Source organism: Pseudoflavonifractor sp. MCC625 (assembly GCF_018784545.1).
In the GTDB taxonomy this organism is placed as follows: Bacteria; Bacillota; Clostridia; order Oscillospirales; family Oscillospiraceae; genus Pseudoflavonifractor_A; species Pseudoflavonifractor_A gallinarum.
The window spans coordinates 72,480-89,729 of the sequence record NZ_WQOJ01000030.1 but is presented as its reverse complement, the minus strand read 5'-3'; the positions used below and the strand labels follow the sequence as shown (position 1 = coordinate 89,729).

At 63.0% G+C, this 17,250-nt stretch carries 13 protein-coding genes; 3 read left to right on the top strand and 10 right to left on the bottom strand.

Translation table 11 applies throughout. From position 1 onward, the window contains the following. Positions 1-8: 8 nt before the first annotated feature. A complete protein-coding gene (locus tag GPK94_RS07760) occupies positions 9-389 on the bottom strand; it encodes a hypothetical protein (RefSeq protein WP_193536436.1) in 381 nt (126 codons plus the stop codon). Continuing rightward, positions 383-1,573 carry a tRNA nucleotidyltransferase gene (locus tag GPK94_RS07755; protein WP_215655431.1) on the bottom strand — a complete coding sequence of 397 codons (1,191 nt, stop codon included), beginning with the start codon at positions 1,571-1,573 and terminating at the stop codon, positions 383-385. Before GPK94_RS07755 ends, GPK94_RS07760 begins: the two co-directional genes overlap by 7 nt. Before the next feature lie 147 nt (positions 1,574-1,720). Here GPK94_RS07755 and murC point away from each other — a divergent pair, with 147 nt between their 5' ends. Continuing rightward, on the top strand, positions 1,721-3,094 hold the full coding sequence (murC, locus tag GPK94_RS07750) for a UDP-N-acetylmuramate--L-alanine ligase (protein ID WP_215655429.1): 1,374 nt from the start codon (positions 1,721-1,723) through the stop codon (positions 3,092-3,094). A gap of 58 nt (positions 3,095-3,152) precedes the next feature. On the opposite strand, the gene GPK94_RS07745 is transcribed toward murC, so the two are convergent. Both GPK94_RS07745 and GPK94_RS07740 read right to left on the bottom strand, forming a co-directional pair. After that, positions 3,153-3,923, bottom strand: a complete 771-nt coding sequence (locus GPK94_RS07745) for a peptidoglycan recognition family protein (protein ID WP_215655427.1) — start codon at positions 3,921-3,923, stop codon at positions 3,153-3,155. 68 nt (positions 3,924-3,991) lie between these two features. Further along, a complete protein-coding gene (locus GPK94_RS07740) occupies positions 3,992-5,188 on the bottom strand; it encodes a 5-bromo-4-chloroindolyl phosphate hydrolysis family protein (protein WP_101693556.1) in 1,197 nt (398 codons plus the stop codon). A 298-nt stretch (positions 5,189-5,486) separates the two neighbouring features. On the opposite strand from GPK94_RS07740, the gene GPK94_RS07735 reads away from it, so the two are divergent. Both GPK94_RS07735 and GPK94_RS07730 read left to right on the top strand, forming a co-directional pair. Next, positions 5,487-7,376 (top strand): VanW family protein, encoded by a 1,890-nt coding sequence (locus GPK94_RS07735; protein WP_215655425.1) that lies wholly within the window; start codon positions 5,487-5,489, stop codon positions 7,374-7,376. Positions 7,377-7,450: 74 nt separating this feature from the next. Beyond that, on the top strand, positions 7,451-8,134 hold the full coding sequence (locus GPK94_RS07730; RefSeq protein WP_215655423.1) for a DUF2461 domain-containing protein: 684 nt from the start codon (positions 7,451-7,453) through the stop codon (positions 8,132-8,134). A 166-nt stretch (positions 8,135-8,300) separates the two neighbouring features. Here GPK94_RS07730 and GPK94_RS07725 read toward each other — a convergent pair whose 3' ends face one another. The 6 genes from GPK94_RS07725 to GPK94_RS07700 form a co-directional block, all read right to left on the bottom strand. Continuing rightward, positions 8,301-11,315, bottom strand: coding sequence for a LamG-like jellyroll fold domain-containing protein (locus tag GPK94_RS07725; protein ID WP_215655421.1), 3,015 nt, complete (start codon positions 11,313-11,315; stop codon positions 8,301-8,303). A gap of 531 nt (positions 11,316-11,846) precedes the next feature. Then, positions 11,847-13,154, bottom strand: a complete 1,308-nt coding sequence (rpoD, locus tag GPK94_RS07720) for an RNA polymerase sigma factor RpoD (RefSeq protein ID WP_186962825.1) — start codon at positions 13,152-13,154, stop codon at positions 11,847-11,849. Between the two features lie 4 nt (positions 13,155-13,158). After that, on the bottom strand, positions 13,159-14,913 hold the full coding sequence (dnaG, locus tag GPK94_RS07715; protein WP_101693559.1) for a DNA primase: 1,755 nt from the start codon (positions 14,911-14,913) through the stop codon (positions 13,159-13,161). Positions 14,914-14,932: 19 nt separating this feature from the next. After that, a complete protein-coding gene (locus GPK94_RS07710) occupies positions 14,933-15,937 on the bottom strand; it encodes a deoxyguanosinetriphosphate triphosphohydrolase (protein ID WP_195278337.1) in 1,005 nt (334 codons plus the stop codon). Between the two features lie 102 nt (positions 15,938-16,039). Next, on the bottom strand, positions 16,040-16,600 hold the full coding sequence (locus GPK94_RS07705) for a GNAT family N-acetyltransferase (RefSeq protein ID WP_101693561.1): 561 nt from the start codon (positions 16,598-16,600) through the stop codon (positions 16,040-16,042). A gap of 16 nt (positions 16,601-16,616) precedes the next feature. Continuing rightward, a complete protein-coding gene (locus GPK94_RS07700) occupies positions 16,617-17,246 on the bottom strand; it encodes a YigZ family protein (protein WP_215655418.1) in 630 nt (209 codons plus the stop codon). Positions 17,247-17,250: the final 4 nt, after the last annotated feature.

Genomic DNA, 17,250 nt, shown 5'->3' with positions numbered 1-17,250 from the left:
GCACCTTTTTACGCTCTGTTCGCTTCCTGCTCCATCTGCTCTGCCAGCCGATCCACAGCCGCTCCGACCAGGGCGACCACCGCGCCGATCTGTTCCGGCGTGATGCCGTCCACATGGATGCCGCCGCTCACCAGGACCGCGCAGTCCAGCCGCTTGGCCAGCCGCTCGGCGGCCTTTTTCACCACGCCGTCCTCTTTATGGCTGGGCAGGACCAGCACCGACGCGCTGGAGCCGATGCTCCCGTCCGGATGGCGGTAGGGCGCACCCAGCGCCGCCGCCCCCAGATGGGGAACCTCCCCTCCGGTGATGGTCACGTTCCAGTCCCGGCCCATGCTCTGGGCCGTCAGGGTCAGGGCGATCCCCTCCCCCTCGGTATGCAAGGTCAGCATGTCGTATCCTCCTCGATTGTCTCGGATGTCTCGCTCAGATAGGCCCGCAGCCGCTCCGGCGTATTGGCAGAGGGGTCTTCCAGTACGTGGTCCAGCAGCTGCCGCTGGGCCGCGCCGATGTCCTTCCCCCGGTAGCCCAGGGCCGCCAGGTCCCGCCCAGACAGGGCCAGGTCCTTCACGTTCCAGCAATCCCCCCGGCGGAGCACCTGCTCCAGCGCAGGGGAGCTCTCACGGCCCTCCCAGTCGCCCATCCAGGCCCCGGCCCGGGCCCCGTCGACGCCATACTCCCACAGGGCGCGCCGCCACGCCTCGTCGGTCTGGGGCAGTCCCCCCTTCCACAGCCGGAATCCGTCGGCACAGGCCCGGATGGTCTTTCTCTCCAGGCGCAGCGTCTCCAACAGGGAGGGTCCCTCCTCTCCCACCACGGAGCATAAGCCCGCCCAGCGGGCCTCCGGCGTCCGGGGCAGACGGCTCAGGGTGACGAAGGCCCCCCGGGGGATACACTCGTACCGCCGCATCAGCCCGGTGTCAAAGAGCATCCGGGCCCATCCCGGCCGGGGAGAGCACAAGATTTTCTCCAGCTCTCCCCGCACCCGCTCATGGGAGAGCACTTCGGCCAGCGCCGCACACCGCCAGATGCCCCGCGCCGTGTCGGTCTGGAGCTCAAACCCCAGCTGGGCCGCAAAGCGCACCCCCCGGAACATCCGCAGGGCGTCCTCGGTAAAGCGCTTCTCCGGCTCTCCCACGCACCGGATGAGCTCCCGCTCCAGATCCTGCCGTCCGCCGAAGGGGTCGATCACCCCTCCGTCCGGGGCCAGAGCCATGGCATTGATGGTAAAATCCCGCCGGGCCAGATCCTCCTCCAGCGTGGCGTCAAAGCGCACCTCGCCCGGGTGGCGCCCGTCGGTATAGCCGCTCTCCCGCCGGAAGGTGGTGATCTCCACCGGCCCGTCCCCGGTGAGCACGGTGACCGTCCCGTGGCGCATGCCCGTGGGGACGGTGCGGGGAAAGAGGGCCATCACGGTCTCGGGCCGTGCCGCCGTGGTCAGGTCAAAGTCGCCCGGCGTCCGTCCCAGGAGCAGATCCCGGACACATCCGCCCACCGGATAGGTGGGCCACCCCGCCTCCCACAGGCGGTCCCGGCACCTCCGCACGCCGTCCGGTATGTACAGCTCTTTCACCATACCACCCCATTTCCCGTATTTTTCTCTTGTAAGGGGACTATACTGCGGTATATAATAATATGTTCCAAATCTGTTTTCCCTCTGCGCCCAGGGCGCAATACGATACCATATCGTCATTATAAACTTCTGGAAAGGGTGTGTAAACCCATGGCTGCAACTGACATCCATGATTATCTGCGTCCCGGCCGGCGGGCCCATCTGGTCGGCATCGGCGGCGTTTCCATGTCCCCTCTGGCGGAGGTCCTCCACGGGGCCGGTATGACCATCACCGGTTCCGATATGCGGGAGAGCGCCACCACGGAGCATCTGCGCTCCCTGGGCATCCGGGTGGACATCGGCCACCGGGCCGAAAATGTCGCCGGCGCCGATCTCATCATCCGCACCGCCGCCGCCCACGACTCCAACCCCGAGATCGCCGAGGCCCACCGTCTGGGCATCCCGGTCTTTGAACGGGCCCAAGCCTGGGGCTCCATCATGCGGGGCTACCGCAACGCCCTGTGCATCGCGGGCACCCACGGCAAGACCACCACTACCTCCATGTGCACCCACATCGCCATGGCCGCCGCCGCCGACCCCACCGTCATGATCGGCGGTACCCTTCCCCTGCTGGGCGCAGGCCACCGTGTGGGCAAGGGGGACACCATCATTCTGGAGAGCTGCGAGTACTGCAACTCCTTCCTCTCCTTCTTCCCCACCGTGGCGGTGATCCTCAACATCGAGGCCGACCACCTGGACTTCTTCAAGGATCTGGAGGATGTGGAGCACTCCTTCCGCGCCTTTGCCGACCGGGTGCCCGAGGGCGGTCTCATCATCGCCAACCGGGACGATGCCAACACCATGCACGCCCTGGAGGGGGAGGAGCGTCCCATCCTCACCTTCGGTCTGGAGGAGGGCGACGTCCACGCCGCCGGTCTGACCTGGGTCAACGGCCTGCCCGCCTTTGACGTGATCTGCCGCGGGGAGAAATTCGCCCATGTGGAGCTCCAGGTCCCCGGCGTACACAATGTGAAAAACGCCCTGGCCGCCGCCGCTTCGGCCATCGCCCTGCACTTCCCCCCTGCCGCGGTGGAGGAGGGGCTTGCAGCCTTCCACGGCGCGGGCCGCCGCTTTGAGCACAAGGGCAGCTTCCACGGGGCGGAGGTCTACGACGACTATGCCCACCATCCCGGAGAGCTCCAGGCTCTCTTCTCCGCCGTGAAGGGCATGGGCTATAAGCGCATCATCTGCGCCTTCCAGCCCCACACCTACACCCGGACCAAGGCCCTCTTCTCCGATTTCGTCCAGGTGCTCCGGGAGCCTGATCTGGCCATCCTGGCCGAGATCTATGCCGCCCGGGAGACCGACACCCTGGGCATCTCCTCCCGGGACCTGGCCGAGCAGATCCCGGGCAGCCGCTACTGCGCCACCCTGGAGGAGGTCACGGCTCTCCTGCGGGAGATCGCCCGTCCGGGGGATCTCATCCTGACCGTGGGCGCCGGCGACATCTACACCGCCGGAGAGGCTCTGGTCAAACACCAGTAATCCAGTCAAAAAGCGGGCATCCCCGGAAAGTCCCCTCTTCCCGGGTATGCCCGCACTGTTATTTCTGCATGCGCTGGAATACGACGGCGGCCTGCTCCCGGGTCAGGGGGGCGCAGGGCTGGGTCCCGTCAAAGAGCCCCGCCTGCACCGCCGCCTCCCAGTCCGTCTCCGCCCAGGAACTGACCGGCTTAGCCGCCTGCTCCTTGCGGTAGGCCGCCATGGCGGTCTGAAACATGGCGTCAAACTGCTCCTGTGTCAACTCGTCCTCTCCTTCCAGAAGGGCCTTCACATCGGCCCGCAGGGTATCCATGCTCTTGCCGTGCCTGGGAAACCAGTGGGACACGTCGGCGTGGTTGCTGGCCATATCCTCCTGGTAGCCCTCCCGGTGGTCCACGATGTCTCGCAGGGGGTCCAGGCCGTATTTGCGGCAGAGCATGGCGCACAGCTCCACGGCGTTGGTGTAGACCCGCCGGAAATAGTCCGCATTCTTCTCCGCGTCATAGCCCACCATGGTCCCGCCCTGGTAGGTGTGCCCGGCGGGCTCCAGGATCTCAAAGCTGATGTGGGTGTTGTTGGCCGACGTGCCGCCGTTGGGCGGCGTCCCGGCGTGCCAGCCCCGCCAGTTCCAGGGCAGGGTCTCGGTCACGCCGTCGGCATGAACAAAGGCGTGGGCGCATTTATCCACCCCCGGCTGGTCCCACAGCCGCAGCCAGACGTTCACGTCCGGCTGCGGCGTCCCTGTGGAATGGACCATAATGCCCTTGGGTACGATGGTGCGCCCCGCCTTATAGCAGTCGTTTCGTGTTAAAATGTGTTCGGTCAGCTGCATGGTCTCTCCTCCCGGAGTATCCTATGCGCCGCCTCTCTTTTCGGACACCCTGCGGCCCCCTTGGGAGATCAGCCGCCCAGGGTCAGGCCGCTTCCCTTCTGGGAGAGACCGTCCTTTTCCAGCATCTGCTCCAGCACCTTCACATCGGTGGTGATGTCCATGGCCGTGTTCTCAAAGAGCTTATCCAGCTGCTTTTCAAAGCCCTCCACCACCTTATCCATCATCCCCTCGATGCGGACCTTGGCGGCGCTGATGTTCTCGCCCTCCACGCCCTGCTCCTCCAGCTGGGCATAGGAGTTGAGGATCTTCAGCGTGGTGGGAAGGTAGTAATTCAGGAAGCTGCGCAGCTGGCCGCCCTTTTCCGGGTTCTTCTTCTGATACTCAAAGATCTTGCGGGTGATCTCCTCGATGCGGTCGATCTTCTCGCTCATGGCGGCGTCCTCAATGGCGTCGTTCACCGCGCGGATCTGGGCCAGCGTCCGGTCGTCCTCTCCCTGGGCGGGTTCGGGCTTCGGCTCAGGCTTCTCCTCCTGAATTCCCTCGTCGCTGAGGATGAGGCGTCCGGTGCTCATGTCCAGATAGCCGGTGGGCAAGAGGCCCTCATCCAGCATCTCCTGCAGATCATCACAGGCCGTATGCACCGACACCGGCATGGCCTGGGCCAGGGTCTCCACCCAAATCGAGGTCTGGTGTCCGATCAGCGCCAGATACTTGCGGAACCGGCGGGCCTTTTTGTTCCTGCTCATCCCCACGGCCAGCACCACGAAGCCCGCGCAGCAAAAGCCCAGGGGGAAGAATACGTCCTCCAGATACCAGATGGGATTGCCACCCCAGAACAGGCTCTCCACCATCTCCAGGATGGCGCTGGCAGTGCCCAGACCGAAGACGCCCGCAATCACGCCGCCGACGATCATCATGCTCTTCCCCCGGTTCAGGCGCAGGTGTTCCTGCTCTGCCGGGACCCGGCGCTGGACCTTCCGCGCTGCCCCCATTCCGGTGGATACCCCCTGGGTGCCGGGCTGGCGCACCTCCGTCCGCCGGCGTACCACCGGCCGCTCCTCCTGGTGCACGCCCTGGGTACCGGGCTGCACATAGGTCCGTCCGGTGGGGGCCGAACGCCCATGGCTCGCCGGGCGGTTGTTCTCGGTCAATTTCCGGAACAGCAGAAACAGCCCCACCGGCCAAAACAGCGCCAGCATAAGCACGATCAGGATCCAGGATCCGATCTCACTGTTATTTGTATCTTTCTTCCCATAACCCGCCATATCCGGGCCCTCCTGTTCGGCAATGGTTTTTCCACTCTTATTATCTCTGATTGTAGCACAGAACTCTGAAAGAATCGATGAAAAATATATTTAAATTTTTTTAAACCCGCCCCACACAGGGAACCGAATCCCTTTTGGCACGTCTAAAAAGTACTTCAAACTCATACAACACGCTTAGATGGAGCGCAAACCGGCAGGAATAAGCCCTGTAACCGTTCTGTAATTGCATTTTGGGGCAGGGACACCTATAATGGAGAGCGTATCCAGTTCGTTACCTCAATATTGGGAGTTGATATCCATGGAACACTCGAAAGGCAAACGCGTCATGCCCGACCCGGAGGGCGGCAGACGCAGAAAATCCGGCCGACCACCCAAGGTCCTGGTCGGTGTACTCATTTTCCTTTTGCTGCTCTGTGCCGGCTACGCCGGTATGTGCGCCTATGCTGCCACCAGCGGGAAGCTGCTGCCCAACACCCGCATCAGCGGCATCCAGGTGGGCAGTCTGACCCGGGAAGAGGCCCAGGCCAAGCTGGAGGCGGAGCTTCCCGCCCGGCTCTCGTCCCTCTCCGCTGACTTCACCTGCAACGGCAGCACCTTTACTGTCTCCGGGGATGCCCTGAGCGCCGATATCTCCGGCGCGGTAGAGGCGGCCTGGAACGACAACCAAAAGGGCGGCGCGGCGGCCGGCGGCTTCCGCTTCCTCTCCGCCCTGGCAGGGCAGTCCAGCGAGGTGGAGGTCCAGCTCTCCTTCTCCCAGACCCCCGCCTCCATCACCCAGGCGGAGGAGCATATCTCCAACCCCATGGTGGAGACCAGCTGGACCGTAACGGCCGACACGCTGGACTTTACCAAGGGCACCACCGGGCAGGCCATCGACGTGGACGCCCTGGAGGAGCAGCTCCTGCGGGAGTTCCAGACCCTGCTGTCCGAGGGCGGCACCTCCGCCCCTGTACCCATCGAGGTCCCCGTGATGACGGAAGAGCCCCCCGAGCCCGACTTTGAGGCCATCTATCAGGAGGTCTACACCGAGCCCGCCGACGCCTACCTGGACAAGAACACCAAGGAGATCATCCCCTCGGTCACCGGCATCCGGTTTGACACGGACGCCGCCCGTACCGCCCTGGCCGACACCGCGGAGGGTGAGGTCTGCTCCGTGCCTCTGGAGAAGGAGGAGCCCAACATCACCACCGCCAAGCTCAACGCCAACCTCTTCAAGGATGTCCTGGGCAAGTCCTCCACCAAGACCGCCGGCGGCTCCTCCCGCTGGCACAATGTGGATCTGGCCTGCCAGCGGGTCAACGGCACCATTCTTCTCCCCGGCGAGACCTTCTCCTACAACGCCACGGTGGGTCCCTACTCCCAGGCCGGCGGCTATCAGAAGGCAGGCGCCTATGTGAGCGGCACCACCCAGGACACCTGGGCCGGCGGCGTGTGCCAGCTCTCCTCCACCCTCTATTATACGACCCTCAAGGCCAATCTGGAGACCGTGGAGCGCCACAAGCACAAGTACGACGTGGGGTATCTCCCCTCCGGCCTGGATGCCACGGTCTACAGCAACAGCCTGGACTTCCGGTTCAAGAACAACACCGACTACCCCATCAAGATCGTGGCCTCTCTCACCAAGAGCGGCGGCACCCGGTACTGCAACGTCACCATCTACGGCACCAACACCACCGGTATCTACGGCGATCCCTACTCGGTGGTGGTGAGCACCACCGCCCCCAAGACCGTCTACGAGCCCAACAGCTCGGTGCCCCAGGGCTCCAAGCCCCAGAAGGACCCCACCCGCACCGCCTACACCGGCAAGGTGGTGGAGGTCCATCAGCGCCTGCGGGACGCCAACGGTAAGGTCATCAGCGACACGGTCATCCACAACGACCGCTTCGATGTACGCAACGCGGTCTACTTCTATAACCCCGCTGACGCGGCCCGTCTGGGCATCGACACCTCCACCGGTCTGATGACCGAGGTGCCTGTCACGCCCACACCGACGCCCACGCCGTCCCCCACCGCGACACCGGCGCCCACACCGGCGCCCTCCAGTACCCCCGCTCCCACTGCGGCGCCCTCGTCGACACCGACTCCGGCGCCTACCACCTCCGCACCCCCCAGCAGTACACCGGCGCCCACTGCATCCACCGATCCCAATGTGCCGGTCCTTCCCCCGGAGGCTCAGACCGGAACTTGAGTTTTTTCGCCACATGGAGCGCGGGTCATCTCTGACCCGCGCTCCTGTTTATCACTTCAAGGAGGGATTCCCCTATGTTTCAAGGCTTTTCCGATGCCACCATCGACTTTATGTGGGGCATCCGGTTCAACAATGAGCGCCCCTGGTTTCAGGCCCACAAAGAGGAGTATCTGACCCATTTCTATCAGCCCATGAAGGCCCTGGCCCAGGAGGTCTATGACGCCTTCCAGGCCCGGCACCAGGTGCCGGGCCTGTGCTGCAAGGTCTCCCGTATCTACCGGGACGCCCGGCGCCTGCACGGCAGAGGCCCCTATAAGGATCATCTCTGGTGGTCCATGGAGCGCCCCACCGAGGACGCCTTCTCCACCCGCCCGGTCTTCTGGTTTGAGCTAGAGCCGGAGGGCTGGTCCTACGGTCTGGGGTATTACTCGGCCACTCCGCTGACCATGGCCAAGTTCCGCGCCCGGCTGGACCGGGACCCCGCGCCCTTTGAGCGCCTGGTCCGCAGCCTGGACCGGCAGGCGGTCTTTCAGCTCACCGGCGTGGACTACAAGCGTCCCAAGGGGGCCCCTCCCTCCCCCCTTCTCGCTCCCTGGTACAACAAGAAGAGTTTGGCGCTGGAGTGCGATCACAAGCTGGACGACCTTCTCTACTCCCACGACCTGGTGGACACTCTGCTGGAGGGATACGACTTCCTACTCCCCTTCTACACCTATTTCTCCTCCCTGGACGGCGATCCGGACCCGCGGGAGGGATAAGAAAGCAGCTCTCCCGGCGCGTCTGGCGCAAACCGGGAGAGCTGCTTTTTTCCGAAACGAAAAAGCGCCCCTGCGGACTGTGGAGGAGTGCTCCATAATGTGCGGCCCGGACGGAAGTACCGCCCGGGCCACACGTCAGTTTTGTGGAAAGAAATCCGTGCTTAGATCATGCCGTTACCGTCATCCCATCCAGGTAGGCCCCGGCGATCTCCACCAGATCCTGCAGGTCGACTCTGCCGTCCTGGTTTACGTCGGCCTTCTGGGCCTCATCCCATCCGGAATCGCCCTCTCTAACCTGATAGAAGTCCTGAGCCGCCGCGATGTCGTTGATGTCCAGCGTACCGTCTCCGTTCACATCATAGCGATTGCTCACCGCCGTCGTGACCGCGGCAGCCTGCGCGTTCACCTGTCCCTGAACACCGTCGTTGCATTTGACCTCGTTCAACGTGACCGTAAGGTTGCCCTCAGATTCCAGGGTACGGATATACAGGGTCATCATGTCCTTCTGCTCCGCCAGAGCCTGTACATCGGAAAGGCCATAGCTCAGCACCGCATCATAGCGCAGGGAGCCGTCTTCCTGTGCAGTCTTTTTGTAGGTCAGCAGCGTAAAGGGATCGGCCGCCACCAGAGAGGCGGCATCGGCAAAGAGGCCCTCTCCCTGTACCTGGAAGGTCAGATGGATGGTCTTGAGGCCCTCATCGCTCCCCTCCGCGGAGAACACATAGGGAACACGGGCGTTCTGACCGGCCTGCGCAGGGCCGGAGACCGAGACGGAAATCTGATTCTCCTCGGGCTGGCTTTCCCCCTTGAGATCCGTACCATAGACTGCGGCGATCTCCGCGTCGCTCAGGGCGCGATTCCAGATGCGCAGGTTATCCATCCCGAAATCCAGATCGGTTCCGCCGATGTAGAAGGGGGAGCCGGAGGTCAGCGTGGCATTCTCGTGCAGGCTTCCGCTGGCATAGGGGATGCCGTTGACATAGGTGGTATAGGTCTTGGCCTGGCGGTCCACTTTCAGCGTAATCATGGACCACTCGTTCTTGTCAAAATCACGGAAACGGATGTAGGCGGTCTGATCATAGTTTCCGTTGCCCGGCCCAATGGAGCCGCTGATATGGTCGGGGGTGCCGTCGTTGTAATCATAGGCGAAAATCACACCGGAATTGGTGGCGCTGCTCCAGCTCTTGTTGCCCATGATGGTCTGATCGGCCCTGGCGGTATAGGGCTTATACCAGAAGCTGATGGTCATGTCCTGGTCCTTGCCCAGTTGATCCAGGGTCTCCCGGGCGCCCAGATCAATGCGCTCTCCGCTCTCCAGGCGGACAGCAGTGCCGTTGTTGACGCCGGACTCGTAGCTAATGGTGTCGTCAGTGGTCACCGCAGCGGTGCTGTCGGCTCCATCCGTCAGGTCATGTTCAAACTGCAGGTCCATCTGCAGGCCATCCCAAATGCCTTCGGGCAGGACGGTGGGCGGGTCCAGGGAGACTTCCTTCCCTGCCTCAGCCTGCTCCATGAGGGACTCCAGTTCACTGATCCAGATGTAGCGCTGGAGATCTTCTGCCGCATCCTGACCGGCAGCGACCTCACTCAGTTTCTCTTTCAGGGCCTGGATCGTGGCGGCGGGATATGTGATTTGATAGACCCCATCTGTGCCGGCCTCCGCCTTTTCCAGCAGAGCCTGGGCCTTTTCCACCGCCTCGGCCAGCAGGGCGGGATAGTCCCCTTCCGGCAGGTCCGCACCCTCTCCCGCAGTCTGGAAGGTGATGCTCTGAGGCGTAGATTGATTGCCGAAGTTATCCACGGCAGTGACCTGGATCTGGTAGAGCGTGCCCGGCTTCAGCTCCGAGAAGAGCAGGGTCATCTCGGTGGGATAGGGCCGCAGGTAGAACCGGGAGTAGACGGTAAAGGACCCGGTATAGGACTTGGGCTCATTGCCGCCGAAGAGGGTAGGAGCCACAGAGTAAGTGGCGTCCTTGTTGCCCAGCAGTTCCTTGACCGAGATCTCATAGTGCTCGGTGAGCTCATCGTCCACCGCCTGGGTAAAGGTAAGCGTGGCGCCGGTCTCACTGACCTCGGACATGGAGATCTGGGCATCCTCCTCAAACCAGGGCGCGACCTTGCTGCGCTGGTCGCTGGTGTAGCGGAAACCGTCGGTCCCCTCCTGCGTCTCGATGACCCAGGGCATTCCCATCCAGCGCTCATTGGTCGCATCAAAGCGGCGGATGACCGTGGTACCGTCCTCTAGGACCGAGACGAAATTACAGGTGCGCTCATACTCCACCAGCTGATCTCCCTCATACTTTCCCTGGGCGGGCGGGAGGACCGGCTCCAGACTGGAGGGCAGTTCCACATAGTCCATGGAGCCGTTGTTCACCACTGTGAAGTCATCCTGGTAGATCCCGTTCTCCGCCTCATTGCTGTAGTGGGAGTGGGCGGTAAACACGATGGCCTGCGGATAGTCCGCCAATGCATTCTGGATCGCGGTACCCACAATATCCTGATAGCCGCCCCAGGTGGTTCCGTTGAGGCCGCTGTGAACCTGTACGAAGATGGGCTTGCCCATGTCGTAGTCCTCGGCCGAAGAGATCTCCTCCAGCGCCTGAGAGAGGAAGGATTGGTAATTGCGGTAATCCAGGGAGATAAAGTCGTAGCCGTTGATCTCCACATGGTAGTTGCTGTAATCGCCGCCGTCCGCCTGCTCAAAATACCAGTTGGGACGGCCGTCCGCCTTCGCCTCGCTGAACATGGGTATCATGTAGTCGCCGGGGCGGTCATGGTTGCCTACGGCATAGAGAATGGGCATCTCCTTGCCGAAGGTCTCATCCATCAGCTGGATGACTGCGTTGTAGAAGTCGCGGCTGCTGTCTGGATATTCCAGGCGCTCATTGGCCTCCACGTCGCCGTCCACCAGTACCGCATCGGTTTCGAACCCATTGTCCACAGCCCAGTCTTTGATATTGGTGAAGACATTCTTCCACTTCTCATAGCTGGAGACATGGGTATCCGACATACTGATGAATTCCAGCGCCGCAGGGACATCATTATAGGCCTCATTGGCCTGATCCACCCGCTCCTGCGTCATGGCCTGTACGCCTTCCGGCGCGGCTGCCATGGCGGTGGGAAGGATGGAGAGCATCAGCGCCCCGCTCAGCGCGGTCGCCATCCATCGTCTCATGTGCATAGCAAATTACCTCTCTTCGCTCTCAAATGTACAAGGGCACCCCTGTGTCAACCCAGCGGCTGTCCTTACCCCAAATACGGTTTTCCATACATGCGAACCTTTCTTCAGGGGATCCATAGGATAAGTATAAATATTCTCTGTAAAGTCTGATATCCGCCTTCCGATAAGTTCTCGTAAAGCAGAGTCTCCGCTTTCTTCCCTTCTGCAGGCAGACCACCCCAAGGGAAAATATCCATTTTATCTGTACATTTTTCTTCTTCCCATTTAAAATCACATCCGGGCTATTTCAGAGCAAAATAAAGATTGTACAATTATTTTGTAAATTTTCATACATTCTTCCGGGTCTCCCGCACAGTCCATGCCTTCCCACGCAAGGCCATAAAGCGGCGCGCTTCTTTTGTGATTTTGCCGAATACAACGCACAAAAAATGCCCCTCAGGACCAACGGCTGATTGCCGTGTCCTGAGGGGCACATGTCATACATCGAACTGAGGCTTCCAAATACACCCAGATCGATTTTCTCTTATGATATCAGTTCAAAAAGTCCTTGAGCTTCTTGGAGCGGCTGGGGTGGCGGAGCTTCCGCAGGGCCTTGGCCTCGATCTGGCGGATACGCTCACGGGTGACGTTGAACTCCTTGCCCACTTCCTCCAGGGTGCGGGTGCGGCCGTCCTCGATGCCGAAGCGGAGCTTGAGGACCTTCTCCTCCCTGGGGGTCAGGGTGGAGAGCACGTCCACCAGCTGCTCCTTGAGCAGGGTGAAGCTGGCGGCCTCGGAGGGCTCGGAAGCGTCCTCGTCGGGGATGAAGTCGCCCAGGTGGGAATCCTCCTCCTCGCCGATGGGGGTCTCCAGAGAGACCGGCTCCTGGGCGATCTTCAGGATCTCCCGCACCTTGTCCACCGGCATGGACATCTCGGCGGCGATCTCCTCGGGGCTGGGATCGTGGCCCAGCTCCTGGAGGAGCTGACGGGAGACGCGGATGACCTTGTTGATGGTCTCCACCATGTGGACGGGGATGCGGATGGTACGGGCCTGGTCGGCGATGGCGCGGGTGATGGCCTGCCGGATCCACCAGGTGGCGTAGGTGGAGAACTTGTAGCCCTTCGTGTAGTCAAACTTCTCCACGGCCTTGATGAGGCCCAGGTTGCCCTCCTGGATCAGGTCCAGGAAGAGCATGCCGCGGCCCACATAGCGCTTGGCGATGGAGACCACCAGACGGAGGTTGGCCTCGGCCAGACGCTGCTTGGCCGCCTTGCCCCGGCGGATGGCCTTCTTGATGGCGGCCTCCTCCTCGGCGGTGAGGGGATAGTCCTCCCCGTTCTTGCGGGCCTTCTCGATCTCGGCCCACTGCTCCTCAGCGGCGTCACCGGCGCCCATGTCCTGGGCCAGCTGGATCTCCTCGTCGGGGGAGAGGAGGTTGACCTTGCCGATCTCCTTGAGGTACATGCGCACGGGGTCGTCGATGTTGAAGGCGTCCACCAGCGTGTTGGGATCTACGATCTCCTCCTCGGGGATGTCCTCCAGATCGTCGATGGAGGGGACGATGTCATCGCCCAGGTCGGGGAGATAATCCTCGCCGGCGGTGTCGATACCCAGGTTTTCCAGGGTATCGTAGATCTTGTCCATCTGGTCGCTCTCCAGATTCATGTTCTCCAGCACGTCCATCAGCTCGCTGGCCGAGAGCTTGCCCTTCTTCTTGCCCCGCTCGATGAGCTCGCTGAGCTTCTCCGCACCGGGCACACCCTCCACGACCTTCATGATCTCCAGGCGTCCGGCTTCGATCTGAGCCTCGCTGGGGCCCTTGGCACCCTTGGCCGCGTTTACTTTCTTTTCACTCATGTGCTCATCCTCCGTAGGCTTTTTTTTCTCTAAATTTTTCCGCGGCCGCCAGGAGGGGGTCCACTGCGCTCTCCCCCGCCCGCTTGAGGGCCTCGGTCTGAATGATGGCTATGTAATCCCGCAGGGCCTGCTGGCTGTGGGCCAGAGACTCCGGCTTTTCCAGCACCCCGGCCAGGAAGCTCATCTCCTCGCTGGTCAGTTCGCCCGCCAGTGCGGCCAGCTGGGTGCTGCGTCCCTCCTGAAAGCGCTGGCGCAGCAGGGCGTATACCCGCCCCAGCACCGGGACGGAAAATTGCTCCGGCGTCAGGGATTCGCTCTCCCGGAAGAGGGCGGGCTCCAGCAGCATCAGCCGCAAAACCCCCTCTTCCGCCCGTCCCGAGCGCATGTTGGGATAGCGGATGCCGTACTCCCGGGGCTGAAGCTGGGCCGCCGGGGTCAGGTCCCGCCGCTCCTGCTGCTTCTTGGCCTGCCGGAGCCGGCGCTGATACTCCCGCTGGATCTCCTGCGCCATGGCCTGGGGGGAGATCCCCGCCGCCTGGGCGGCCCGGCCGCCGTAGATCTCCCGCTCCACCGGGCTGGGGAGGGTGGAGAGCATGGCGGCGCTCTCCCGGAGAAATTCCACCTTCTGGGCGTCGTCGCTCAGGTCGTATTTCACCTGGATCTGACGCAGGCGGTACTCAATGTGGTTCTCGCTCTGATCCAGCAGCTTGGCAAAGGCCTCCCGGCCGTATTTCTTGATAAACTCATCCGGATCCTTGGCCCCCCGCATCTGGAGGACCTTGACCTGAATGCCCGTCTTTTCCAGAATGGGGATGGCCCGCTGGGCGGCCTTCATCCCCGCGCCGTCCCCGTCGTAGGCGATGACCGCCTCCTTGGTATACCGGGAGAGGAGCTGGGCGTGCTCCTGGGTCAGGGAGGTGCCCAGGCTCGCCACCGCGCAGTCAAACCCCGCCTGGTGGAGGGAGAGGGTATCCATATACCCTTCCGTGAGGATGATCCGGCCCTGCTTGGATTTTTTGGCGATATTCAGGGCAAAGAGGTTGCGGCTCTTGTTGTAGATCACCGTATCCGGGGAGTTGAGGTACTTGGGCGTGGAGTCGTCCAGCACGCGGCCGCCGAATCCGATGACCTCCCCCCGCAGGTCGATGATGGGGAACATCACCCGGTTGCGGAAGCGGTCATAGATCCGCCCCTTTTTGTTGTCCACCGCCAGTCCGGCATCCAGCAGCTCCCGCTTGGTATAGCCCTTCTCCATCATGGCCTGGATCAGGTTGTCCCACCCTTCCGGGGCAACGCCCAGTCCAAAGCGGGTGACCACCCCTGGGGAGAGGCCCCGCTTCTGGAAGAGATATTCCGCCCCCGCTCTTCCCTCCGGGGCCCGCAGTTTTTCGTGGAAAAACCGGGCCGCGTCCTTGTTCAGAGCCAGGAGCCGCTCCCGCCGGCGGCGGTATCCCTCATTCTCCCCCTGCTCGGGCATCTCCATGCCGGAGCGCTGGGCCAGAAAACGCACCGCCTCCACAAAGGGCAGGTTCTCCATCTCCATGATGAAGGAGATCACCCCGCCGCCCTTGCCGCAGCCGAAGCAGTGGTAGATCTGCTTTTCGGGCGCCACGGAGAAGGAGGGGGTCTTTTCGTTGTGAAAGGGGCACAGGCCCCAGAGATTGTTTCCCTTTCGGGTCAGGTGGACATAGGAGGAGACCACGTCGGAAATCTCGTTCCGGGCCACCAGCTCGTCGATAAATGCCTCAGGTATGGCCATGGCGCTCCCCCCTCTCCCCTCATTTTACCGCCCAGGCCCTTGGGATGGCCAGGGTGCGGAACTGCTCCACGGCGTATTTGTCGGTCATGCCGGCGATGTAGTCGCACACCGCCCGCTCGGTCCCCTCCAGCGCCCGGATCTCCTGGAACTCACCGGGGAGGCGGTCGGCCTCCTTCCGGTAGTACTCAAAGAGAAAGCGGAGCATATCCTGGGCCTTGCGCTCCTCCCCCTTGGCCAGGGGGCTGTGGTAGACCCGTGCAAAGAGAAAGGCCCGCAGCTCCTCCATGGCCCGGCGGCAGGGCTCCGACTGGCAGATCTCTCCCTTGTCCCGGCTCTGCTCGATCACGTCGGAGACCAGGGTGTCGATCCGCTCCCCGTGGGAGAAGCCCAGCACCTGGGACAGCTCCAGCGGCACATCCAGCGGATAGAGCACGCCGCCCCGGATGGCGTCGTCGATATCGTGGTTGATATAGGCGATCCGGTCGGCCAGGCGGATGAGCCGTCCCTCCAGGGTGGCGGCCTCCTCCGCGCCGGTATGGCAGCGGATGGCGTTGCGCACCTCCCAGGTGAGGTTGAGTCCCGCGCCCCCCTGCTCCAGCCGCTCCACCACCCGGAGGGACTGGACATTGTGTTCAAACCCGCCGGGCATGATCTCGTTGAGGACAGCCTCCCCGGCGTGGCCGAAGGGGGTGTGCCCCAGATCGTGCCCCAGGGCGGCCGCCTCGGTCAGGTCCTCGTTGAGGCGCAGTCCCCGGGCCATGGTCCGGGCCACCCGGGCCACCTCCAGGGTGTGGGTCATGCGGGTACGGTAGTGGTCCCCCTCGGGGGCCAGAAAGACCTGGGTCTTGTGCATCAGCCGCCGGAAGGCCTTGGAGTGGACGATCCGGTCCACATCCCGCTGAAAGTCCGTGCGCATGGGACAGGGCGGTACCGGCCGGGCCCGGCCGCGGCTCTCCTCCGCCCGGCAGGCCCAGGGCGACAGCTGCTCCCGCTGGGCCTGTTCCACCGCTTCCCGTACTGTCATGGCGCTCCTCCTCCCGAAACGACTGAAAAGGCACTCCAATTACTATATACGCTTTCCGGCGTGAAAATCCTTCTTTTTGCAAAAATTTTTTTGCACTCCGGCTTACACCGGGTCGTCGGCCAGACGGACCATGTGGATGTGGTCCTCCCACACCCCGTGGATGCGCAGATAGGCCCGGGCCAGGCCCTCCTCCCGGAAGCCGCATTTCTCCGCCACCCGGAGGGAGCGGCGGTTGCGGGGCATGATGTTCCCCTCGATGCGGTGCAGGCCCAGCGTCCCGAAGGCAAACGCGGCGCAGGCCTTGACCGCCTCGGTCATATAGCCCTTGTTGATCTCGCTCCCGTCCATCTTGCAGCCCAGGAAGCAGGACTGAAAGGCACCCCGCACGATGTTGTTGAGGGCGATGTAGCCGATGGCCCGCTCCGGCTCCCCTTTGCGGAAGAGCCAGAAGGAATAGCCCCGGCCCTCCTCCCGGTCGATCCGGGCCTGCCGGAGCAGGCGGCTCTGCTCCTCCAGCGTGTAGAATTCCGGCGCGCGCTCGGGCTCATAGGGCTCCAGAAAGTCCCGGTTGCGGGTGTAGAAATCCAGAACCAGAGCGGCCATGGACTCCTCCGGGACCCGGCCCACCAGGCGCTCGGTCTCCAGATACAGTTCCTCTGTCATGTTCTCTCCTCCTCACTCAGCCGATGGGTACGTCCTTGAATACCTCTCCCACCACCTGGGCCGCGGAGGTGCCGGCGGTGAGCTCGGTAATGCGGGCCTGGAAGGGCTCCACCGCCCCCTCCGGCAGGAGGGCATGGACGGTGACGTCAGCGGCGTATTCGGTCTCTCCCAGCACGCCGCCGCAGGCCTCCACTTCCAGCTTGACCCGCTCAAACATCGCATAGGGACAGGGCACGGCCGTATCCACCCAGCGGCGGACTACGGAACGGCCCGCCGCGTCCAGGGCGTCCTTGGCCGAGCGGGTATAGGCCCGCACCAGGCCCCCCGCCCCCAGCAGGATGCCGCCGAAGTAGCGGGTCACCACGCAGCAGACGTTGGTGATCTCCTCCTTCTGGAACACCCCCAGCATGGGCTGTCCCGCGGTTCCCTGGGGCTCCCCGTCATCGGAGTAGCGGACGATCCCGCCCTCCCGGATCAGATAGCACCAGCAGTTGTGCCGGGCGTCGTGGTATTTCTTCTTGGTGGCCTCGATCCGGGCCCGGGCCTCCTCCTCGGACTCCACCCGCCAGACATGGCCGATGAAGCGGGAGCGCTTCTCCACAAACTCGGTCTCCGCATCCCCCGTGGGGATATAGTACTCGGTCATCGCC